This is a genomic window from Polymorphospora sp. NPDC051019 (assembly GCF_040683055.1).
GTDB classification, from domain to species: domain Bacteria; phylum Actinomycetota; class Actinomycetes; order Mycobacteriales; family Micromonosporaceae; genus Polymorphospora; species Polymorphospora lycopeni.
In genome coordinates, this window is record NZ_JBFBCH010000006.1 from 44,129 (window position 1) to 66,788 (window position 22,660).

16 protein-coding genes are annotated in these 22,660 nt (G+C 73.1%); 11 read left to right on the forward strand and 5 right to left on the reverse strand.

Annotated features, from left to right (window positions below):
* Positions 1–158: 158 nt before the first annotated feature.
* A complete protein-coding gene (locus AB0M79_RS13380) occupies positions 159–8,795 on the reverse strand; it encodes a right-handed parallel beta-helix repeat-containing protein (protein ID WP_364212081.1) in 8,637 nt (2,878 codons plus the stop codon).
* 196 nt (positions 8,796–8,991) lie between these two features.
* On the opposite strand from AB0M79_RS13380, the gene AB0M79_RS13385 reads away from it, so the two are divergent.
* The gene (locus AB0M79_RS13385; RefSeq protein ID WP_364212084.1) at positions 8,992–9,639 is read left to right on the forward strand and encodes a response regulator transcription factor; all 648 of its coding nucleotides are present in this window, start codon (positions 8,992–8,994) and stop codon (positions 9,637–9,639) included.
* Positions 9,640–9,669: 30 nt separating this feature from the next.
* Here the strand turns inward: AB0M79_RS13385 and AB0M79_RS13390 are convergent, their stop codons facing one another.
* Together AB0M79_RS13390 and AB0M79_RS13395 are read right to left on the reverse strand one after the other, a co-directional pair.
* On the reverse strand, positions 9,670–10,320 hold the full coding sequence (locus AB0M79_RS13390; protein WP_364212087.1) for a response regulator transcription factor: 651 nt from the start codon (positions 10,318–10,320) through the stop codon (positions 9,670–9,672).
* Positions 10,317–11,447 (reverse strand): histidine kinase, encoded by a 1,131-nt coding sequence (locus AB0M79_RS13395; RefSeq protein ID WP_364212090.1) that lies wholly within the window; start codon positions 11,445–11,447, stop codon positions 10,317–10,319. Before AB0M79_RS13395 ends, AB0M79_RS13390 begins: the two co-directional genes overlap by 4 nt.
* Positions 11,448–11,592: 145 nt before the next feature.
* Here AB0M79_RS13395 and AB0M79_RS13400 point away from each other — a divergent pair, with 145 nt between their 5' ends.
* Positions 11,593–12,642: a DUF418 domain-containing protein gene (locus AB0M79_RS13400; protein WP_364212093.1), complete on the forward strand. Its 1,050-nt coding sequence runs from the start codon at positions 11,593–11,595 to the stop codon at positions 12,640–12,642.
* Between the two features lie 24 nt (positions 12,643–12,666).
* Here the strand turns inward: AB0M79_RS13400 and AB0M79_RS13405 are convergent, their stop codons facing one another.
* The gene (locus tag AB0M79_RS13405; protein WP_364212096.1) at positions 12,667–13,680 is read right to left on the reverse strand and encodes a hypothetical protein; all 1,014 of its coding nucleotides are present in this window, start codon (positions 13,678–13,680) and stop codon (positions 12,667–12,669) included.
* Entirely contained in the window at positions 13,677–14,009 is a 333-nt protein-coding gene (locus AB0M79_RS13410) for a PadR family transcriptional regulator (protein ID WP_364212835.1), read from the reverse strand. Before AB0M79_RS13410 ends, AB0M79_RS13405 begins: the two co-directional genes overlap by 4 nt.
* A 236-nt stretch (positions 14,010–14,245) precedes the next feature.
* Here AB0M79_RS13410 and AB0M79_RS13415 point away from each other — a divergent pair, with 236 nt between their 5' ends.
* From AB0M79_RS13415 to AB0M79_RS13455, 9 genes are all read left to right on the forward strand, one after another.
* The gene (locus AB0M79_RS13415) at positions 14,246–14,371 is read left to right on the forward strand and encodes a hypothetical protein (protein WP_364212099.1); all 126 of its coding nucleotides are present in this window, start codon (positions 14,246–14,248) and stop codon (positions 14,369–14,371) included.
* Positions 14,372–14,461: 90 nt separating this feature from the next.
* Positions 14,462–14,692, forward strand: coding sequence for a DUF6229 family protein (locus tag AB0M79_RS13420; protein ID WP_364212102.1), 231 nt, complete (start codon positions 14,462–14,464; stop codon positions 14,690–14,692).
* Positions 14,693–14,899: 207 nt separating this feature from the next.
* Positions 14,900–15,127 carry a DUF6229 family protein gene (locus AB0M79_RS13425; protein WP_364212105.1) on the forward strand — a complete coding sequence of 76 codons (228 nt, stop codon included), beginning with the start codon at positions 14,900–14,902 and terminating at the stop codon, positions 15,125–15,127.
* Between the two features lie 90 nt (positions 15,128–15,217).
* On the forward strand, positions 15,218–15,406 hold the full coding sequence (locus AB0M79_RS13430) for a DUF6229 family protein (RefSeq protein WP_364212108.1): 189 nt from the start codon (positions 15,218–15,220) through the stop codon (positions 15,404–15,406).
* 228 nt (positions 15,407–15,634) lie between these two features.
* Entirely contained in the window at positions 15,635–15,859 is a 225-nt protein-coding gene (locus AB0M79_RS13435; RefSeq protein WP_364212111.1) for a DUF6229 family protein, read from the forward strand.
* A 257-nt stretch (positions 15,860–16,116) separates the two neighbouring features.
* Positions 16,117–16,332: a DUF6229 family protein gene (locus tag AB0M79_RS13440; protein WP_212819812.1), complete on the forward strand. Its 216-nt coding sequence runs from the start codon at positions 16,117–16,119 to the stop codon at positions 16,330–16,332.
* Positions 16,333–16,336: 4 nt separating this feature from the next.
* Entirely contained in the window at positions 16,337–19,216 is a 2,880-nt protein-coding gene (locus tag AB0M79_RS13445; RefSeq protein ID WP_364212115.1) for a type 2 lanthipeptide synthetase LanM family protein, read from the forward strand.
* Positions 19,213–20,673, forward strand: coding sequence for an FAD-binding oxidoreductase (locus AB0M79_RS13450; protein WP_364212118.1), 1,461 nt, complete (start codon positions 19,213–19,215; stop codon positions 20,671–20,673). Before AB0M79_RS13445 ends, AB0M79_RS13450 begins: the two co-directional genes overlap by 4 nt.
* On the forward strand, positions 20,661–22,643 hold the full coding sequence (locus AB0M79_RS13455; protein ID WP_364212121.1) for an ABC transporter ATP-binding protein: 1,983 nt from the start codon (positions 20,661–20,663) through the stop codon (positions 22,641–22,643). Before AB0M79_RS13450 ends, AB0M79_RS13455 begins: the two co-directional genes overlap by 13 nt.
* The last annotated feature ends 17 nt before the right edge of the window (positions 22,644–22,660 follow it).

Genomic DNA, 22,660 nt, shown 5'->3' on the forward strand with positions numbered 1-22,660 from the left:
GCCGCCTTCGTCGACATTCGACCGATCCGCCTAACGGCTCTTATATTTCCGCCCCTGAACTACACCTCCCGTTCACCTTTCATTCACCATTGGGGAATCGTGCTCCGGCGTACCGCCCCCGACGGCGGAACGGGGGCGGTACGCCGGGCGGCCGGGCGTCACCCGAAGGTGATCACCAGCCGGGGTGGGTTGTCGGACCCCTTCTCCCTGCTGTGGAAGCCCTGCTCGACACCGTTGCCGTTCTCGACCGCGTCGCGGACCAGGAAACCGAAGTTGCCGCCCGCGTACATGCCGCCGACCTGGCCGGTCACCGTCCACTCCCGGTAGCCGGAGCCGGAGGCGACGGTGGCCGGGGTGCCGGTCGTCGCCGGCTGGTTGTTCCACCGCACGTTCGCCTCCGACCAGGTCGCGGCCAGCGGGACCGCCTGCAACGTCCGGCCGGTCTTGTACGACGACGCGTACATCCGCAGCTTCGCGCCCACGACCTGGCAACCCGACGGGATGGCCGGCAGGTTGAACCGGACCAGTACCCGGGCGTTGCTGCCGGCCTTGGTGTCGACCTTGATCGCCGAGTCGGTGCCGTAGTTGCTCGACGCCGACGACTGCAGCACCCAACTGTCCGCGTTCGCGCCCAGCGTGACCGAGCCCGGCGTGGCACAGGTGACCGGCGGGGTGACCGTCCACGACCAGGTCGCCGGGGTGGCGTCCACGTTGCCGGCGGCGTCGGTGGCCCGGACCCGGAACTGGTGGCCGCCCGGCGCCAGCCCGGTGTAGGCGGCCGGCGACACGCAGGGGCCGAACGGGGCGGCGTCCAGCGAGCACTCGAAAGTCGAGCCCGCCTCGTCCGCGGTGAACGTGAACGTGGCGGCCGGGCTCGCCGTCGACTGCGCCGGACCGGTCGCGATCGACGTCTGCGGCGCGGTGGTGTCCGGTGGTGGCTGCACCGTCCACCCGAAGACGGCCGGGGTCGGGTCGGTCACTCCCCCGGCGGTCCGGGCCCGTACGGCGAACTCGTGGTCGCCGACCGCGAGCCCGGTGTAGCTGGCCGGTGAGACGCACGGGGCGAACGGTGCCCCGTCCAGCGCGCACTCGAAGGTGACGCCGGGCTGGCTGGCGCTGAACGCGAACGTCGCCGTCGTGCCGGCCGTGGACGGCGGCGGTGCCGCCCCGATGGTGGTCTGCGGCGCGGCCGGGGTGCCGGCCACCGTCCACTCGTGGCGGGCCGGGGTCGGGTCGACGTTGTCCTCCTGGTCGATGGCCCGTACCTCGAAGACGTGCGGGCCGGGAGCCAGATCGTCGGGCAGGTCCACGTTCGGATAGCCGTGCGGGCTGGTGCACTCGACGAAATCGGCCTCGTTCTGGCTGTCGAGGCGGCATTCGAAGAGCAGACCGGCGGGTGCCGTCACGTCGTCGGTGCCGGAGAAGGTGAACGTGGCCGAGGTGGCGGTCGCCGGGTCGGCCGGGCCGCTGTCGACCGTCGTCTCCGGCGGCGTGGTGTCGGGGCCGGGCACGATCTCCCACTCGTGTTCGGCCATCTCCTCCTCGGTGGAGGTGACCCCGTCCAGGTCGACCGCGCGCACCCGCAGGTAGTGGTCGCCGATCGCGAGGCCGGTGAACTCCACCGGGGAGACGCAGGTGGTGAACGGGGCCAGGTCGAGCGAGCACTCGAACCGGGCGACCGGCTCGTTGGCGACGAACGCGAACGTGGCCGTCGTGCTCGTCTGCTCCGCCTCCGGCGCCAGCACCAGGGTCACCACCGGCGGACCGGTGACCGTCCAGGCGCGGGTCGCCGGGGTCGGCTCCAGGTTGCCCTCGGCGTCGCGGGCCCGGACCCGGAACTCGTGCGTACCGGGCAGCAGGTCCTCGTGGAAGACCGGCGAGACGCAGTCGGCGTACGGCGCCCCGTCGAGCGAGCACTCGAACGTCGCGTCCGGCTCGTTGGCGAAGAACGTGAAAAGGGCGCTGCGGGCCGCGGTCTGCGCCGGTGGGCCGGCGCTGATCGTGGTCACCGGTGGCACGCCGGGCGGCGACAGCGCCACCACCCAGGTGTACGTCGCCGGCGTCGGGTCCACCTTGTCGGACAGGTCGACCGCCCGTACCTCGAACGTGTGCGTCCCCGGGGCCAGGTTGCCGTACGTCCACGGGTTCTCGCACTCGACCCAGGCCGTCTCGCTGGTGCTGTCGAGCCGGCACTCGAAACCGAGTTCGGGCAGCGGGGTGTTGTCGTCGATGCCGGTGAAGGTGAAGCTCGCCGAGGTGCTGTTGCTCGGGTTCGGCGGCTCGTCGACGATGACCGTGTCCGGCGGGGCGACCTCCGGCGGGGTCGGCGCCGAGCCGTCGCACCGGATCTGGTGGCACTGCTCCGGTTCGCTGTTGCCGGTGGCCCGGTTGCCGCCGCCGTCGGCGTTGCCGGTCTCGGCGTAGATGCCCCAGCCGTTGTTGTTGTCGGCGGTGTTCGCCGAGATGCGGTGGCCGGCCTTGCCGACGTAGACGCCGGCGCTGTCGTTGTTGTTCGTGATGTTGCGGTCGATGACGTTGCCCGGGTCGGTGCTCCCCGGCAGCACCTCCGCCTCGACCGAGATGCCCTCGGCGGAGTTGCCGCTGGCGGTGTTGAGCGTGACGACGTTGTCGAGCGAGCCGTCGCCGAGCCAGATGCCGCCGGAGGACGAGTCGCTGGCGTCGTTGGACTCGATCCGGTTGCCCGACGACCCGGCGAGGTCGATGCCGCTGCTGTTGAACCGTACGTCGTTGCCGCGCAGCACGTTGCCGCGGCTGTTCTCCAGGCTGATGCCGGTGTCGCTGTGGTTGGTGGCGACGTTGGCGATGATGTCGTTGTCACCGGAGTCGGCGACGACGATGCCGGCCTCGCTCCCGGTGAGGTCGTTGCCCTCGATCCGGTTGTCGTTGGCCGCCGCCTCCAGGGTCAGGGCCGCGTCGGAGTGGTCGAGGACGGTGTTGCCGGTCACCGTGTTTCCGGTCGCCCCGACCAGCCACACACCGGTCCCGCTGCCGCCGCTGATCCGGTTGGCCTCGATCCGGTTGCCGCTGCCGCCGTCGAGATGGATGCCGGTCAGGGTGCTGCCGCCGATCGTGTTGTCCCTGATCAGGGTGCCCCGGGTGCCGCCGGTGAGCGCGATGCCGTCGGCGTTGGCGGTGAGCTGGTTGGCCCGGATCAGGTTGCCGGCGGTGCCGTTGTCGGCGTCGACGAGCTGGATGCCGGCCTCCTGGTTCTCCTCCAGGCTCAGCCCGTCGACGATGTTGCCGGCGGTGCCGGCGTTGAGCTGCACGCCGTGGTCGAACTCCCGCACCGTGCCGTTGGTGATCGTCACCTGGTCGTGGCCGTTGTTGCGGATGCCGTTGCCCTGACCGACACCGTCGACGGCGAAGCCGTTGAGGTCGACGGTGATCCCGGCCGCGCCGACCACCAGCCCGTCGCCGGCGCAGTTGGTCAGGCCGTTGGTCAGCAGGACGCTGCGGGTGAGCGTCTGGCCGCAGGTGACCGCCGACGGCACGGGTGCCGGACGGACCGTCCAGGCGTGCGCCGCGGGCGTCGGGTCGGTGTTGCCGGACGGGTCGGTGGCCCGGACCCGGAACTCGTGGTCGGTCGCCCACAGTCCGGTGTAGACCTGGGGTGAGGTGCAGGCGGCGAAGGCGGCCCCGTCGAGCGAGCACTCGAAGGTCGAGCCGGGTTCGCCGGCGGAGAAGGTGAAGGTCGCCCCGGTCGCCACGGTGCTGGCGTCCGGCGCCGAGTCGATGGTGGTGTCCGGCGGCGTGGTGTCCGCCGGTGCCTGCGAGATCGTCCAGGTGTACGTGGCAGGCGTCGGGTCGGCGTTGCCGGCCAGGTCGACGGCGCGTACCTCGAACGTGTGCCCGCCGAGCGCCAGGCCGGCGTACGACTTCGGGCTCAGGCAGGGGCCGAACGTGCTGGTGTCGATCCGGCACTCGTAGCGCAGGTTCGGGCCGGGTGACGCGTTGTCGCTGCCCCGGAATCCGAACGTCGCCACCGGCGAGGTGCTGGCCAGGTCCGGCATCGAGAAGATCGTCGTGTTCGGCGGGGTGGTGTCCGGTCCCGGCGGCACCGCCGCGACCGTCCAGGTGTACGTCGCCGGGGTCAGGTCGACGTTGTCGGCCGGGTCGACGGCGCGTACCTCGAACCGGTGCACACCGGCGAACAGGAAGTGGTAGGTGGTGAGGCTGACGCACTCGACCCAGTTGTCGACGTCCGGCGGCTGCGGCGGCTCGCCCGGCTCCGGCTCGGGTGCCGGCGGGTCCGGCGGCGGGTCGAGCCGGCACTGGAAGCGCAGGGCCGTCGGCGGGCCGGTGTCGTCGGTGCCGGTAAATCCGAAGTGGACGCTGGCCAGGCTGCTGCTCGGGTTCGGCGGGGTGGTGGTGAGCACGGTGTCCGGTGCGGTCTGGTCCGCGGTCGGCGGCGCGCCCGGCGTACCCGGACCGCAGACGACCCCCTGGCACTGCTCGGGCTCGCCGTTGCCGCCGGCGGTGTTCCCCCCGCCGTCGACGGTGCCCTCGGCGGCGTCGATGCCGAAGGCGGCGTTGTGGTGTGCGGTGTTGCCGGCCAGCCGGTGACCGGCCTCGGCGACCGAGATGCCGTCGCCCTGGTTGCCGACGACACTGTTGCGCTCGACGGTGTTGCCGTCCAGCGGGTTGCCCTCCGGGTCGACCGCGGCGCCGTCGACCGAGATGCCGCCGCCGGCCGAGCCGTGCACGGTGTTGTCCAGGATCCGGTTGCGCAGTGACCCGGCCCCGACCGAGATGCCGGCGCCACCGGACCGGCTGGCGTCGTTGGACTGCACGAGGTTGTCGCTGGATTCCTCCAGCGCCACACCGCCGGGGTTGAACCGTACGTCGTTGCCGCGCACAACGGTGCCGGCCGCCCCGCTGAGCCCGACCCCGACGTCGGACGCCAGGTGGGCTACGTTGCCGGTCACCTGGTTGCCGTCGGAGTCCTCGACCGAGACGCCGGCGTCGCCGGTACGGATCATCGTGTTGCCCTCGACCCGGTTGCGGTGCGAGCCGTCGGACACGATGATGCCGCCGTCGCCGGTGTCGGCCAGCGTGTTGTCCAGCAGCCGGTTGTCGCGGGCGTCCTCCAGCAGGAAGCCGCCGTCGCTGCCGATGGTCGGGTCGGCGGTCACCCCGCTGACCGTGTTGCCCTCGACCAGGTGGCCGCTGGCGTCACGCATGTGCACGGCGACGCCGAGGTTGCCGGTGAAGGTGTTGTCCCGGACCACGCTGTTCTCCGCACCGGCGACCACGGCCAGGCCGATCTCGTTGGCGTCGAAGACGTTGTCGCTCACCTCGTTGGCGTTGCGGCCGTCGTCGGCGTCGGCCAGTTCGACGCCGGCCACCGCGTTCTCGCGTACGGTGAGCCCGCTGATCCGGTTGAACCGGGTGCCGGCCATCAGCACGACGCCGTACCCGAACTGCCGCACGGTGCCGCCGGTGACGACGACGTTCTCGAAGCCGACGTTGCGGATCCCGGCCGGCAGCCCCAGCTCGGGGAGTTCGACCGGCGAGCCCGGCTGGCCGAGGAAGTAGCCCGGCCCGTCGATGGTGTGCCCGTCGAGGTCGACGACGACGTTCGGGGCGCCGATCACCAGCCCGTCCAGCGGGCAGTCGGTCAGGTCGTTGCGGACCAGGATGCTGTGCGTGATCACCTGGCCGCAGGTGACGGTGGTCGGCACCGGCGCCGGCGGTGGTGGTGGCTGCGGCGCACCCGGCCCGTCGAACCGGAGCACGAGCTGCGGCACCTGCGGCGGTTCGGCGACCGTGTTGCGGGAGGCGAACGACGATTCGGCGCCGTCACCCTCCTCGGCCGCATCGCGGATCACGAAGCCGTGGTTGGCGCCACCGGCCAGCATCGCCGCGACCTGGCCGGTCACGTCCCACTCGCGGAACCCGCCGCCGGACGTCGTGGTCGCGGCCGGGCCGACCGCCGGTGGCTGGTTGGCCCAGGTCACCTGCATCTCCGACCACGGCGCACCGGCCGCGGCCGCCTCCAGCGTCCGGCCACCGTCGCCGTCGCCGTACAGCCGCAGGGTCGCCCCGGTCAGTTCGCAGGCGGCCGGGACGTCGGTCGGCAGCGGGAACCGGACCAGGGTCCGGGCGTCCTCGCCGGGCGCCGACGAGCGGACCGTGAGCGCCTCGGCGATACCGAAGTTCTGGTTGGTGACCGACTCGTCGACGTAGGCGTCCGCGTCGGCGCCGAGGATCACGTTCGCGGTGTCGCAGTCGACCGGGGACGACACCGTCCAGGTGTACGTGGTTGGCGTCGGGTCGACGTTGTCACCCTCGTCGACGGCGCGGACCTGCACGGTGTGGGTGCCGGTGGTGAGGTTGGCGAAACTCCACGGGCTGGCGCACTCCAGCCAGGCCTGCTCGTCGGTGCTGTCGATCCGGCACTCGTACCCGATCAGGTTCGTCGGCGTGAGGTCGTCGGTGCCGAGGAAGCTGAACACCGCGGTCCGGCCGGTACTCGGGTCCGGCGGGGTGCTGGCGAAGACCGTCTCCGGCGGGGTGATGTCGTCGCCGCCGGTGAAGACGTGCACCGCCGGGGTCGGGTCGACGTTGCCGGCCCGGTCGATGGCGCGTACCTCCAGGGTGTTCTGCCCCATCTCGATGTCGAGCAGTTCGTACGGGTTCGGACAACCGACGAAGATGTACTCGGGGTCCGGCGGCTCGGTCGGGTCCGGCGGGTCGGTCGGGTCGGTCGGGTCGTTGGTCAGCACCCGGCACTCGAAGAGCAGTTCCCCGGCCGGGGTCGTGTCGTCGGTGCCGGCGAACCGGAAGGTGGCCCGCTCGGCGGCGAACAGCGGCCCGGAGACGACCGAGGTGTCCGGCGGGGTGCTGTCGGCGGCCGGGAACGGCCCCTCGTGCTCCAGCGCGCCGATGTCGCAGCCGGAGTTCTTCGGCCGGGTGACGCCGCGCTGGTCGACGGTGCCGCAGGGGGCGACGCCGCCGTCCAGGGCGAAGCTGTCGACCTGGAGTGCGTGGGTCATCGTCGGGCCGCCGTTGTCGGCGATGGCGTCGATCCGCGGATCGCCGGCGTTGGTCCGGTCGCGGCTGCCGCGCAGGTGGCAGGAGTCGGTGCTGTCGAGGTTGCCACCCTCGGAACCGACCGCGAAGCTGCACTCGGGACTGCGCAGGTTGCCGGCCACGATCGTGTTGCGCAGGATGACCGAGGTGCTCGGCTCGACCGGGAAGTTGACCGAGCCGCCGGGCTCGTCGCCGATGCCGCTGCCGCGCGGGGCGACGTTGCGGTTGACGGTCACGTTGACCACCCGCAGGCCGGCGTCGGCGTCGGTGTAGAGGCCGCCGCCGGCGACCTGGGCCACGTTCCCCGACGACGTGGTGTTCTCGATCAGGGCGTCGGCGTCGCTGGCGTTGTAGATGCCGCCGCCGTGTTCGGTGGCCCGGTTGTCCCAGAACGTGGAGCCGGTGACGTGCAGGGTGCCGTCGGCGACGTTGGCGAAGCCGCCGCCGTTCGTCGCGGTGTTCTGGCTGACCGAGGTGTCGACGATCGAGAAGGCGCCGCTGCCCTGACTCTCGATGCCGCCGCCGTCGGTGCCGGCGCTGTTGCCGGTGACGGTCAGCCGCAGCAGGGTGACCCGCATGCCGCTGTTCTCGATCCCGCCGCCACCGGAGTCGGAGTGGTTGTCGCGTACGGTGCTGTCGCCGATCGTGACCGGGCCGCCGGAGTGGATCGCGACCCCGCCGCCCTCGGCAACCGCCTCGTTCTCCGCGAACGACGCGCCGGTGACCGTCGCCCCGCCGCTGCCGCCCAGGTAGAGCCCGGCCCCGCCGCCGTCGCCGGAGACCGGGTCGCCGGCCGTGTTGCCGGTGAAGACGGTGCCGCGTACGGTCGTCGCCCGCTCCGAGTCGGCGAGCACGCCGCCACCCTCGCCGCCGGCGACATTGCCGGAGACGGTGCCGCGGGTGACGGTCAGCCGGGTCTTCGAGGTGCTACTCACCCCGCCGCCGTCACCGCCGGCGGTGTTGCCGGCGACCGTGGTGTCGGTGAGGGTCAGTTCGACCTCGTGCTGGTTGTGGATGCCGCCGCCGTCGCCGCCGGTGGCGTTGCCCCGGACGACGGAGCCGCTGATCTCGACCCGGCCCTCGCCGTCGAGGTCGATGCCGCCACCGGTCACCCCGGCGTACGAGTCGAGCACGGCGACGTCCTGCAGGCGCAGCAGGCCCGGTGACCGGCTGAGGAGCGCGCCGCCCTGCTCCGGGTCGTACCCCTCGCGCAGGGTGAGGCCGGAGACGGTGACGTTGCCGGCGGTGTCGTGGATCTCCAGCAGCCGGTCCAGGCCGCGCCGCTCCGGCGGCGCCCCGGCCGGCGGCTGGCCGCCGTCGACGACCGTGTGTTCGTCCCCGGCGCCGACGATGGTCAGCGGGCTGACGATGTCGAGGTCCCCGGTCGCGTCGCCGTTGTCGCCGGCCGGCGGCCGGGTGAGCTGGTAGGTGCCGGCCGGGACCTGGATGGTGTCGCCGGGCAGCGTCGCGTTCGCCTCCTGGATCGCGGCCCGCAGCGTGCAGGTGTTGGCGCTGGTGCGGCAGACTCCGTCGCCGATGTTCGCGTCGACCCCGTCGGCGGTGCTGGTGACCGTGAACGTCACCGCCCAGACCGGCTGGACCGTCAGCAGGGTGGTCAGCAGCCCGGCGGCGGTGAGCCCGGCCAGGACGAGCGTCCGGCGCCGCCGGTGGCCGTGCCGCCGGCGGTCCGCTGTCGCACCACCGCGCCGCGCGTTCGTGATCGTGGTACCGATACCAGCCATACCTGTCCCCACCCCGGTCGTGCCGCCAGTACCGGCCAGTGTCGGGAGGGTGCGTCACCCGTTTCTCAGGCGCCGATGAGAGTCCTCTCATCCGGTCCCCGCCGACGGTTATCCGACAGACGCCGCCGCCGTGGACGGGAATGACGGATGCTCGCTGACGGGTGGGTCGCGTGCCGTGTCCGGCGGGGGTGGTTCGGTGCATCGCATACTGGTCGCCGAGGACGAGCCGAGGATCGCCGCGTTGCTGGCCAGAGGGCTGCGCGCGGCCGGCTACCTGCCCACCGTGGCCACCACCGGCACCGACGCGGCCGCCCTCTGCCCGGGCCACGACCTGCTCGTGCTGGACCTCGGGCTGCCCGGTCAGGACGGGCTCACCACCCTCGGTCAGATCCGGACCAGCGGCGAACGGATCCCGGTGATCGTGCTGACCGGCCGCGCCGCGGTGTCGGACCGGGTCAACGGACTCGACCTCGGCGCCGACGACTACATGACCAAGCCGTTCGAGTTCGACGAACTGCTCGCCCGGATCCGCGCCCGGCTGCGGGGTCCGGCCACCGCCACCGTGCTGCGGGCCGGGCCGGTGCAGCTCGACCTCGTCCGGCGGACCGTCACGGTGCACGGCCGGCCGGTGGTGCTGACCGGCCGGGAGTTCCTGCTCGCCGAGACCCTGCTGCGTCGCCGTGGCGAGGCACTGAGCCGGGAGAGGCTGCTGGACCAGGTCTGGGGGCTGGCCCACGATCCCGGCTCGAACGTGGTCGACGTCTACATCGGCTACCTGCGCCGCAAGCTCGGCACCGACCTGATCCAGACCGTACGCGGCGTCGGTTACCGGCTGGCCGCCTGACGTCCCGCCGTACCGGGCCGCCGGTCCGGGTCAGCCGTCGGTAAGACCGGCCTCGTGGGCCAGCAGCCCGGCCTGGGTGCGGTTGGCGCACTCCAGCTTGACCAGCAGCCGCGACACGTAGCCCTTCACCGTCGCCTCCGACAGGTGGAGCCGGCGGGCGATCTGCTGGTTGGACCGGCCGGCGCCGAGCAGGGTGAGGACCTCCCGTTCCCGTTCGGTGAGCGCGGCGACGAGGCCGCGGGCCCGCTGCCGGGCCTGGGCGGGACCGTCCGCGATGCCGACCAGCCGGCGCGCCGCGACCGGCGACAGCACGGTGTGGCCGGCCGCCGCGACCCGGACCAGGCCGATCAGGTCGTCCGGTGGGGTCGACTTGAGCAGGAAGCCCGACGCGCCGGCCCGCAGTGCCCGCAGCACGTACGAGTCGACGTCGAAGGTCGTCAGCACGATCATCCGGGGCGGGTCGTCGAAGCCGGCGATGCGTTCGATGGCGGCGAGCCCGTCGACGCCGGGCATCCGCAGGTCGATCAGCACCACGTCGGGGCGCAGCCGCACCACGGCCTCGACGGCGTCGGCACCGTCGTACGCCTCGCCGACGACCTCGATGTCGGCGGCGACGCCGAGAATGGTGCGCAGGTGTGCGCAGACCAGTCGCTCGTCGTCGGCGACGAGGACGCGGATCACCGGGCCGCCCCCGCCGGCAGCGTGGCCGAGACCGCGAACCCGCCGTCCGGGGTCGGCTCGGCCGACAGCGTGCCGCCGACCATCTCCACCCGGTGCCGCAGCCCGAGCAGCCCCGAGCCGCCGCCGGTCGCGGCGACCGCCGGGTCGGGCGGCCGGCCCGGAGCGGTGTTGGCGATCACCGCCCGCGCCTCGCCGGGGCCGTAGCGGACGGTGACGGTGACCGTCGAGTCCGGCGCGTGCTTGTGGACGTTGGTCAGCGACTCCTGGACGACGCGGACCAGGGTGCGGCGCACCGCCGGGGCGGTCGTGGCCGGGTCGCCGGATTCGGCGAGGGTCACCGGCAGGCCGACCGCGCGGGACTGGTCGACCAGGTCGGCGACGACGCTGTCGGGCGCGGCGTCGGTCGTGCCGTCGTGGTCCGGGCCGCCGGCGGCGCCGTCGCGGGCCGGTGGCGTGCGCGTGCCGGAGCGCAGCACCCCGACGACGTCGCGCAGTTCGGCCAGCGCGCGGCAGCCGTTCGCGCGCAGTTCGGCGGCCGCCGCCCGGGTCGCCGGGTCGGTCGTGGTCACCCCGAGCGCGCCCGCCTGCAACACCATCAGGTTGATCCGGTGGGTGACGACGTCGTGCATCTCACGGGCCAGCCGCATCCGTTCGTCGGTGCGGGCCTGTTCGGCGAGTTCGTCGAGCAGGTGGCGGCGGGCACGGACGTACATGCCGAGCAGGGCGGAGACCAGGATCAGTGCCGGGCCGGAGAACGGATCGGCGATCGCCCAGGCGTGCGCGCCGACCATCCAGCACACCACCAGTACGCCGACGGCCGCCCAGCCGCGTCGCCGGTCCCGCCCGTACGCGGTCACGGCGTACGGGGCGAAGAGGGCGGCGGTGGCGGGGGCGAACAGGCTCAGCGCGCCGACCCCGGCGGCGACCGCCCCGGGCCGGGTGCGCCGGCGCAGCAGCAGCACCGCGGCGAGCACCTGCGCCGCCACGTACGTCCAGACGGGGGCGGCGACGTGCTTGGTGGCGAGGTTGGGGTCGGCGATCTCCCGGGCGGCGCCGACCACGGCGGCGGCCACCACGACCGCGATGTCGACCGCGTACCCGCCGCCACGCCATGCGAGCGGACCCATGCCGTCACCGTATCCGGGACCGGCGGGACCGGCCCGGCACGCGTGCCGATCACCGACGTGGGGACCGGGGCATGCGACGAAAGTAGGGTCCGGCGGCGACCTTTCCCGCTGCCGCCGGACCCGGCCGCGCTGTTCGACTGGGGCCATGGACGCGAACCCGCCGAACGCGACGCCGGCCACCGGACGGCGAATCTCCGAACTCGACGCCCTGCGCGGGCTGGCGCTGGCCGCCATCGTGATGGTGAACATCGTGCAGATGACCGGGATGCCGAGGGCGTCCGGCACGGCCGCCGACCACCTCGACGCGTACGTCTTCGAACTGCTGTTCCTGCAACGACCGTTCCCGGTGTTCTCGCTGCTGTTCGGGGTCAGCTTCGCCATCTTCCTGCGGACGGCGGAGCGCCGGACCGACCGGCCCCGGCTGGTGCTGCTGCGCCGGCTGCTGTGGCTGGGGGTCTTCGGGGCGCTGCACAGCCTGCTGCAGCCCGGTGAGGCGCTGAAGTTCTACGCGCTGTTCGGGCTGCTGGTGCTGCTGCCGGCGACATACCTGTCCCGCCGGTGGGTGCTCGGGCTGGGTGTGGTGCTGCTGCTGGCGGCCGGGGTCACGTTCAACGGCCTCACCGTCATCCCCGGCCTGTTCCTGCTCGGCATGGCCGTCGCCGGCTACGGGATCGCGGACACGTTGCGGCGGCGCGGGCGGCAGCTCGCGGTCGCGTTCGCGGTCACCGTGCCGGTCGCGGTGCTCGCGGCGGTGCTGCAGTACCGGGCCGGCGTCGGCCCCACCGCCCACTACCGGTCGCTGCCGGCGGGCCTCGTCTTCGCCTTCCTGTTCGTGACCGGGTTCCTGCTGCTGTCGCGTACGCCGTTGGGCGGCCCGCTGGACCGGGTGCTCGCGCCGATGGGGCGGATGGCCCTGACCAACTACGTGCTCGCGTCGGTGCTGATCGTCGCCGGTGACGCGCTGCTCGACGTCGGCTCCGGTACCCGCTACGGCACGGTCGTCCTGCTCGGCGCGGCGATCGCGGTGGTGCAGGCGGTGATCAGTCCACTGTGGCTACGCGGCTTCCGGTACGGCCCACTGGAATGGGTGTGGCGCTGCCTGACCTGGTGGCACCTCGTCCCGATCCGCCGCGAGCCGGCCGGCGACGAGCGGGTGCGGGAAGCGGCGCCGGCCGGCCCGGCGCCGCGGCGCTGACCTCCCGGGTGGCCGCGGCGGGTGTCAGACCGGTGCGAGCCGGCGCATGGCGCGGCGCGAGACCGCCAGGAGCGCCACCGCGACGACGAGCATCGCCGCCGCCTGGGCGACGTTCACGGTCAGCAGCACCGGACGGTCCGCGGTGGCCACGGCGAACGTCAGGTGGTCGACGAGGGTCACCACGCGCAGCCCGAGTACGGCCACGGCGAGCATGCCGAGGGCGAGCGTCCAGTGTGGCGCGGCCGGCCGGCGGGCGGCGTGGACGACGGTGGCGACGAGCACCCCGGCGGCCCACAACCCGGGCCAGTCGGCGGTGACCTCCTGGCGGCCCGCCCACCATACGGCCAGCGACACGGCGAGGACGACCGCGGTGCCGGCGGGCAGCGCGACGAGCCACGGGCGGGACCGGACCGGTGGCGCGCCGCCGTGGAACGCGGCCAGTGCCAGCACCGGCAGCGCGTCGAAGAGCAGCCAGTACGACCGGGACAGGGCGAAGGCGCCGCCGTCGGCGGACACGTCCACCACCGTGCCGATCAGCACCGGGGCGAGTGCGACCAGCGCCAGCACCCGGGCGGTGCGGTGTTGCCCGTGCACCAGTGCCAGGTAGGCCGGGATCCACAGCAGACCGGTGAGTCCCCACAGGGCCTGCCAGCGGTCGGTGAGCGCGGCCGGCAGGGCGTCGGCGGGAAGCCCGGGCAGCCGGTAGGCGGTCCACACGACGAGGGCGGCACCGACCAGCGCGCCGACGGCGTGCGCGAGCAGGCCGACGAGCGCCACCCGCCGGACGGCCTCGCCGAGGGTGAAGGAGCGGGGCGCGGCATCCGCCCCGCCGAGTCGCAGCCGCAGCGCGAGCGCCGCGACGCTGGCGATCTCGGCGCGGCCGGGCCGGCCCAGCTCGACGCCCTCGGGATCGTCGGGGTCGCTCGCGTACGCGCCTTCCATGAAGGTCGCGACCATGTCCTCCTCCCATTCCCGCCGGTAGGAGGCGGGCAGCAGGCGCAGCATCCGCCGGTAGCGCTCTTCGAGCAGGCTGGTCATGCCGCACCACCCGCGCCCGCCGGCCGGTGTGCCCGGAGCCGGCGGGTGGCGGCCCGCGCGTTCGCCGCCTGCCGGGCCGCCTCGGCGGCCAGCGCGTCGCCGCCCCGCTCGGTGATCCGGTAGTAGCGGCGCAGCCGCCCCTGGTGGGGCTCTTCGCGGTCCAGCTCGACGAGCCCGTCGTCGACGAGCCGCCCGAGTACGCCGTAGAGGGTGCCGACCCGCAGGTCGACCCGCCGGTCGGAGAGGTCGGCGACCTCGCTCACGATGCCGTAACCGTGTCGTGGTTCGCCGACCAGCGCCGTGAGGATGAAGAACGCCTGCTCCGTCATCGCCTTGTCTGCCACGAGCCACAATATAATGGCGGACAGGATATCTTGGGAAGCCGGATCAGGGCCCGCGTCCGTCCGCCGTGCCCGCCCGGCCGGGCGCGCGGCGGATGCGGGAAGCCGGCCTCACCCCGGGAGCGACCGAATCGGGCGGCAATATCTCGTGTGGCGCGATACCTGAACCGGCACCCTCAGGCGTTGACAGTTACGAATGTAATCCGCACGCTGCAATTCCTAATGTGATTCAACCAAGGAAGGCGGCCGAAGCCGACATCACCGGCGACGGCGGTGCCACCGACGGCATCACCGGCCGCGGCTGGTGCACCGGCTCGATCTGCAACGGCTTCCAGGTCCGCTGCCGCTGACCACCGCACCGCGCAGCCCGTCGCTCCCGACAGGACCATCATCCGTACCCACCGCAATTCCCATCCGATCCGACCGAAGGGAGTCGACCAATGTCGACCCTGGCGCCAGAACGCGCAGACGAGATCATCAAAAGCTGGCTGACCGGAATCGATCCCATCGACGGCTGGGACAACCCCGCCGGACCGCTGTTCCTCGGCGGGATCTACACCGAAGCCGACATCACCGCCACCGGCGGCGGCGGGACCGGCAGCATCTCCGTCACCGGCTGCGCCTGGTGCAGCGGATCGATCTGCAACGGCAGGCCGATCCTCTGCGCCTGACCGGCGACCGAAGCCTCGCCGCGGGCCCGTCCCGGGCCCGCGGCGGGGAAGAACCGCGCCGCGCCCCGAACCGACGAACAAGCCGGCAATATCTCGTGTGGCGCGATACCGAAACTGACAGTCGGCGATGTTGACAGCGGCGAATGTAATCCACACGCTGCAATTGCAGCAATTCACCTCGTCACCCGGACTGAAGGGAGTCGACCAATGTCGACCTTGGCGCCGAAGCGCGCAGACGAGATCATCAAAAGCTGGCTGACGGGAACCGAACTGGTCGACGGCTGGGACAACCCGGCCGGACCACTGTTTCTCGGTGGGAAGTACGCCGAAGCCGACATCACCGCCACCGGCGGCGGCGGCGCCACCGACGGCATCACCGGCTGCGGCTGGTGCACCGGCTCGATCTGCAACGGCTTCCAGGTCCACTGCCGCTGACCACCGCACCGCGCAGCCCGTCGCTCCCGACAGGACCATCATCCGTACCCACCGCAATTCCCATCTGATCCGACCGGAGGGAGTCGACCAATGTCGACCTTGGCGCCGGAACACGCGGACGAGATCATCAAAAGCTGGCTGACCGGAACCGAACTGGTCGACGGCTGGGACAGCCCCGCCGGACCCTTGTTCCTCGGCGGCAGGTACGTCGAGCCCGACATCACCGCCACCACCACCGCCGGCACCGTCAGCGGCGTCATCGACGGCCTCACCTGGTGACCTGCTCGCTCCGCAACCGCATCCAGATCCACTGCCACTGACGGCCATTCCCGACGTCAGGCCCCGGTGGACCTGTGCCCTATCACCCGGGACCGACCGAACAGGTCTGCAATATCTCGTGTGGCGCAATGCCGAAACCGGTACCCGAAGATGTTGACATTGACGAATGCGATCTCCACGCTACAGCCGTAACAATTTCTCCATGACCCACCTGAAGGGAGTCGGCCAATGTCGACCTTGGCTCCAGAGCGCGCCGACGAGATCATCGAAAGCTGGCTGACGGGAACCGAACCGGTGGACGGGTGGGAAAACCCCGCCGGACCGCTGTTCCTCGGCGGAAAGTACACCGAAGCCGACATCACCGCCACCGGCAGCGGCGGCAGCAACTCGGTCACCGGTTGCGGCTGGTGCAGTGGATCGATCTGCAACGGCATGCCGATCCACTGCTACTGATCCCGAAGATCCGACCAACACCGCGGCCGGATCATTCGCCGCCCCGAAGCGACCCGCGCCGCACCGGCGTCCGCCCCCGGCCGGCGACGGACGCCGCGTAACGGCACGTCGCCCGGCCGGGTCGACCGGATAGGCCGACAGTATGCCGTATGGCGCGATACCGAAACAAACACCAAAGTCATTGACATTTGCAAATGTCACCAAGAGGCTACATTTTGCAACATTCATTTCCCGATCAATGCGAAGGGAGCCGCCGGATGTCCACCTTGGCACCGGAACGGGCCGACGAGATCATCGAAAGCTGGCTGACCGGAACCGCGCCGGTCGACGGCTGGGAGAACCCGGCCGGACCACTGTTCAACAGCGGCAGGTACGCCGAATACGACATCACCGCCACCGGCGGTGGCGGCGGGATCACCACGCACACCGGATGCGGCCCGTGCACCGGGTCGTACCCGATCGAATGCTACTGACCCCGTGAAGGCAGCCCCGGCCCCCGGCCTCGACCGGGTCGTCGCCCGCCTCGTCGGTCCCGCACTGACCGGGCTCGCCGACGACCTGGCCGGCATCCGTGCGCTCGGAGCACACGAGCGCGACATCCTGCACCAGGTCGTCGCCGGTGTGCTCCACGAGCGGGTGCTGGGCCGGGTCGGCCGGGCGCTGCTGCTCGAACTGCACGCCGCCCGGCTCACCGGACGGCTCACCGCCCCGGACCCGGCCGGCCGGTGGGACGAGTGGATCGAACTGGCCTGCGAACCGTCCTTCCGCGACGTCCTGGCCGGCCGCTACCCCACGCTCCTGCCCCGGCTGGGCACCCTGGTCGACGACCAGTGCCGGGCCGGGTTGACGCTCGCCCGCCGGTTCGTCGCCGACCGGGCCGCCATCGGGCGGCTCACCGGCTCCGAGCCGGAACTGACCGACGCCGCCCTCGGCGCCGGCGACAGCCACAACGGCGGCCAGACGGTCGCCCTGATCGGGCTCCCGACCGCCCGGGTGGTCTACAAGCCCCGGTCGCTGGCGGTCGACGCGGTGCTGGCCGGCTTCCTGCGTGCGGTGCTGCCCGACGAACCCGACGGGACCCGGATCCGGGTGCCCGAGATCGTGCTCCGCGACGGTTACGGCTGGGCCGCCCACGTCGAACACCGGTACTGCGCCGACGACGGCGAGTTCCGAGCCTTCTACCGGGGCCTGGGCCACTGGCTGGCGGTGACCCGGCTGTTCGGCGCGAGCGACCTGCACGCGGAGAACCTGATCGCCGCCGGACCCGTGCCGGTCGTGGTGGACTGCGAGACCCTGTTCACGCCCCGGTCGCCGGCCCGGCCCTCCGGACACGGGCAGGCGATGGACCAGGCCATAGAACTGTTGCGCACCTCCGTCCTGCGTACCGGGCTGCTGCCCGGCCGGGGCGTCGCGCTGGGCTTCCGGGGCGCCGACATGTCGGCGGCCGGCGCCCTGCCCGACGAACAGCCCGAGGTCGAGGTGCCGGTCATCGTGGACGCCGGCACGGACCGGGCCCGGATCGGCACCGCCCGGATCACCCGGCCGCCTGCGAAGAACCACCCCGGCCCGGAGCCGAGACTGCGTGAGCACTGGCGCGCCGTCGTCGACGGGTTCGACGAACTGAACCACCGCCTCACCGACCTGGACCACCATGGCCGGCTGGCCCCATTGCTCAGCGGTTTCGCCGACTGTCCGATCAGGATCGTGGTACGGGACACCGTCGTCTACGGCGAGTTGGGCGCCATGCTCTGGCACCCGTCGGCGCTGCACGACGAGCCGGCGGCCCGCCGGCGGGCCGCCGACCTGCTGGCCGGCCACGCCGCCAACAGTCCCGGCGCACCGGCCGCACCGGAGACGATCCAGGCGGAGATCGGCGACCTGCTCGTCGGCGACGTGCCGTTCTTCGGCGTGGTCGCCGGGGCGGGGCAGGTGACCGGGCCGGGCGGGACCGCCACCGACGAGGTCGGCGACCTCGTCGGATCGGCCCTGGTCCGATGGCGCGACCTGGACGCCGCCCTGGACCGGGAGGTGATCGAGTGCGCGGTCGTCAGCGCCTACCGCGACGAGGTCGACGCCCCGGACGTCGCCCACCTGCGCCCGTCCGCGCCGGTGGGCAACGCGCTCGACCGGCGCCGCCGTACCCTGGCCGCGGCGATCGTCCGGACGGTGATCGACCGGGCCATATCGGCACCGGACGGCACCGTGGCCTGGATATCGCCGACGCTCGGCCCGACCGGGATCGCGATCCAGCCGCTCGCCCTGGACATCTACGGCGGCCTGCCCGGAGTGGCCGTGTTGCTCGCCGCCCACCAGAGCGAGGTGGCCGGCGGCCGGGCCGAGCCGGTGGCCGGGAGCGCCGACCTGCTCGACCGGACCGTGCACACGCTGCGCACGATGGACGACCGGGTCGTCGCCGAGCGGCGGGAACACCCGACCGCCCGCCCCGACCCGGCCGGTGGCTACGTCGGCCACGGGTCGCGGATCTGGAGTTGGCTGCTGCTGGCCCGGTCCGGCGCCGTCGAGCCGGACGAGGCCCTGCGCCGGGCCGTCGACATCGCCGGTTACCTGCCCGAGTCGGTGGCCGCGGACGAGTTCGCCGACCTGCTGATCGGGATGGCCGGAGCCGTGGTGCCGCTGCTCCGGCTGGCCGAGGCGACCGGCGACGAACGGTGGCGCGGCGAGGCGATCGGGATCGGCGACCGGCTCGTGACGTCGGCCCGGACCGGGGAGAACGGGGCCCGCTGGGCCGGGCCGCGCTCCCCCGACGGCATCGGCGGCTTCGCGCACGGCTCGGCCGGCATCGGCTGGGCACTCGCCCGGCTCGGCACCGCCACCGACGACGCCCGGTTCGGCAAGCTGGCCGAGGCCGCGTTCGCGTACCAGGAAGCGCTCTTCCTGCCCGGCGAGGGTGGCTGGCGCGACCCGCGCAAGCCGGTCGGTGTCGCCGCGAACTGGTGCTACGGCTGCGACGGTATGGGCGTGGTCGCCGCCGACCTCGGCACCGGCGACCCGTACTGGCACGGGATGCTCGAACGGGCGGCGGCGTCGGCCTGGTCCGCCGGCATGGGCGTCACGCACACCCTGTGCCACGGCGACCTCGGCAGCTGGGAGGTGCTGGATCTCGCCATCGCCGCCGGGGTGGCGCCGGCCGGGGTGACCCGTCAGGTCGTGGACGGCTACGTGCTGAGTAGCCTGGAGCAGCACGGCCCGCGCTGGGCGATGAACAACGGCATGTTCCGGCCCGGGTTGCTGGCCGGTGCCGGCGGGATCGCCTACCAGTTGCTGCGGATGCACCCCGAGGCCACCCTGCCGTCGCTGCTGCTGCCCGATCCCCCGCTCCCCCGGCCGGTGCGTTGAGCCGGCCGATCGCCCTGGACCGGCTGGCCGCCGGCCTGGACGGCACGCTCCTGCTCCCCGGTACGCCCGGGCACGACGCCGCCCGCCGGCCGGCGATCCGTGGCCTGGTCGAGAAGGTGCCCCGGGCGGTGCTGCGCTGCGCGTCGCGCCGGGACGTCGTACGGGCCGTCGCCTTCGCCCGCGACCACGGCATGCCGTTCGCGCTGCGCGGCGGCGGGCACAGTTTCGCCGACCGCAGCAGCACCGACGGCCTGCTCGTCGACCTCGGCGGGATGGACACGGTCGAGGTGTCCGGCGACACCGTGACGGTCGGGCCGGGCACCCGGATCGGCGACCTCGCCGGCCGGCTCGCCGCCGCCGGGCGGCTGGTGCCGGCCGGCTGGTGCCCGACCGTCGGGATCGTCGGCGCCGCTCTCGGCGGCGGCTTCGGCCCGTTCTCCCGCCGGTACGGCCTGACCTGCGACCACGTCGTCGCCGCCGACGTCGTCCTCGCCGACGGGCGTACGGTGCGCGCCGACGCCGACCGGCACCCGGACCTGTTCTGGGCGCTGCGCGGCGCCGGCGGCGGCCAGTTCGGTGCGGTGACCTCGCTGGTGCTGCGGACCCGGCCCGCCCCGGCCGCCACGATGTTCGCGCTGACCTGGACCTTCGAGCACGCGGCGACGCTGGTCGAGAACTGGCAGCGGTGGGCGCCGGTCGCGGACGACACGGTCAACGCCGAACTGGTCGTGGCCGCCGGCGGGCTGCCGGGGTTGGCGCCGCTCACGGTGCTGTTCGGCGTGGTGCTCGGTGGTCCGGAGCGGGCCGAAGCCGTACTGCGCCCGTTCGAGGACCGGATCGGGGCGGCCCCGCTCCGCCGTACGGTGACCGCCCTGACCGGCCGGGAGGCGACGGTCCACGACTGGTACGCCGGCATGCCGTACGCGGGGCCGCCACCGCTCGCGCCAGGCCAGCGGCCCGGCCGGCGGGTGGTGCGGTCGGAGTTCTTCGACACCCCGCTGCCCCGGACGGCGATCGAGCGCCTGCTCGACCGGCTCGCCGCCGACCGGGTGGCCGGCCAGTACCGGGAACTGGAGTTCGTGCCCTGGCGGGGCGCCTACCGGCGGGTGCCGGCGGACGCGACCGCGTTCCCGCACCGGGAGGCGCTGTTCCTGCTCGAACACAACGCCGACGTGGGTCCGGACGCCGACGACCCGGCCCGGCGGGCGGTGCACGACTGGGTCACCGGCTCGTGGTCCACGGTGCGGCCGTGGGGTTCCGGCGGGATCTACCCCAACTACCCCGACCCCGACCTGGCCGGCTGGGCGACTGCCTACCACGGCGGCAACCTGGGCCGTCTCGCCGAGGTGAAGGCGAGATACGACCCGACGGACCTGTTCCGGTCCGCCCAGTCCGTACGGCCGGCCGGCGGGCCACCGTCGGTCGAGACACCCCGGGAGGCCACGTGGCCGCGGTGATCCACAAGACGGGCCGCGACGACGACCACGCGAAACCCGCGGCCGGGTCGTCGCCGGACGGTCCGGCCGACGGCACGCCGCTGCCCGAACTGGCGGACCTGGCCTGGCTGCGGCAGACGACCAAGGTCGCCCACACCAGCTTCTGGGCGGTGGCCCGGCGGCTGCCGCACCTGCTGCGCGAAGCGCTCGCCCTGGCCTGGGCGACCAGCCGGCGGGACACGGTGGCGTCGATCGGCCTGAACGTCACCGCCGGCGTGATGACCACGTTCGGGCTGCTGGCCACCAGCAACGTGCTGCGGGAACTCTTCGCGTCCGGCCCCACCCCGGACCGGGTACGGGCGGCGGCACCCGCGCTGGTCTTGGCGGCGCTGGCGGTGATGGCCCGCGGCGGCATGACGATCGCCGCCGGCTGGGCCCAGGGCCGGCTGCGGCCGCAGATCAACTACGAGGTGGAGTCGCGGCTGTTCGCGGCCACCACCGCGGTCGAACTCGCGGCCTTCGACGACGCCGGATTCGCCGAGGAGATGGACCGCGCCCGCGACCGGGGAATGGCCGAGGCCGCCGCCGTCGTCGACGACTCGGTCAACCTGGTCACCGGTGTCGTCGGGGTGCTGGCCACCGCCGCCGCGGTGACGGTCATCCACCCGGTGCTGCTGCCGTGCCTGCTGCTCGCCGCCGTCCCCGGGGCGGTCACCGCGGTCCGGATCGCCCGCCGAACCTACCTGAACATGCTGGCCCGGATCACCCACCGCCGTCGCATGTGGATGCTCGCCACCCTGATGGCCAACCGGAACACCGCCGCCGAGGTCCGCGTCTACCAGATGCGCGACTTCCTGCTCGGCGAGTACCGGCGGATCATGGCGATCGAGAGCGCGGCGGAGATGCGCCTCGTACGGTCGCAGACCACCACCCGGCTGGGCGGCGCCGTCGTCTCCGGCGTCGCGCTGTTCGCCGTGTACGCCGTACTCGCCGGGCTCCTCCTCGGCGACGTGATCGCCCTCGCCGCCGCCGCGACCGCGCTGATCGCCCTGCAATCCGCGCTCGCCAGCCTGCGTACCGCCGTGGCCTCGACCAACTCGCTGTACGAGGACGCGCTCTACTACCAGGACTTCCGCGACTTCCTGGACCGGGCGCGGCGGCACACCCGCGCGACCGGCGGCCGGCCGGTCCCGCCCTTCGAGACCATCGAGCTCGACGAGGTGAGCCTGAACTACCCGGCGACCGACACCCCCGCCGTCGACCGGGTCAGCCTGACCCTGCGCCGCGGCGAGGTGGTCGCGCTGGTCGGCGAGAACGGCTCCGGCAAGACCACCCTGGCGAAGCTCGTCGCCGGGCTGTACCGGCCGACCGGCGGTGTCATCCGCTGGGACGGCACCGACACCGCCCTGCTCGACCGGCACGGCCTCGGCTCGCAGGTCGCCGTCCTGAGCCAGGACTGGTGGAAGTTCCCGTTCACCGTCACCCAGAACATCACCGTCGGCCGGCACGACCGCCGCCCGGACCAGCCCGGACCGACGGTCGAGGCGGCCGCCCGGGCGACGGCGGCACACGACATGATCGTCGACCTGCCGTACGGCTACGACACCCTGCTCGACCGCGAGTTCAAGAACGGTCAGGACCTGTCCGGCGGGCAGTGGCAGCGGCTGGTCGCCGCCCGCGGCCTCTACCGCGACGCCCGGCTGCTGATCTGCGACGAGCCGTCGGCCGCCCTCGACGCGCGCGCCGAGCACGCGCTCTTCCAGCACCTGCGCCGGCATCCGGAGCGGACGCTCGTGTTGATCACCCACCGGCTGGCCAACGTCCGGCACGCCGACCGCATCTACGTGATGCGCCGCGGCCGGATCGTGCAGCAGGGCAGCCACGACGAACTGGTCGGACGCGACGGGCTCTACCGCGAACTGTTCGAGCTGCAGGCCAGCGGATACCTGCCGCAGGACGGTCCGGCGGCACCCGCCGAGCGCCGGCCCTGACCGGGCCGGGTCGGGCC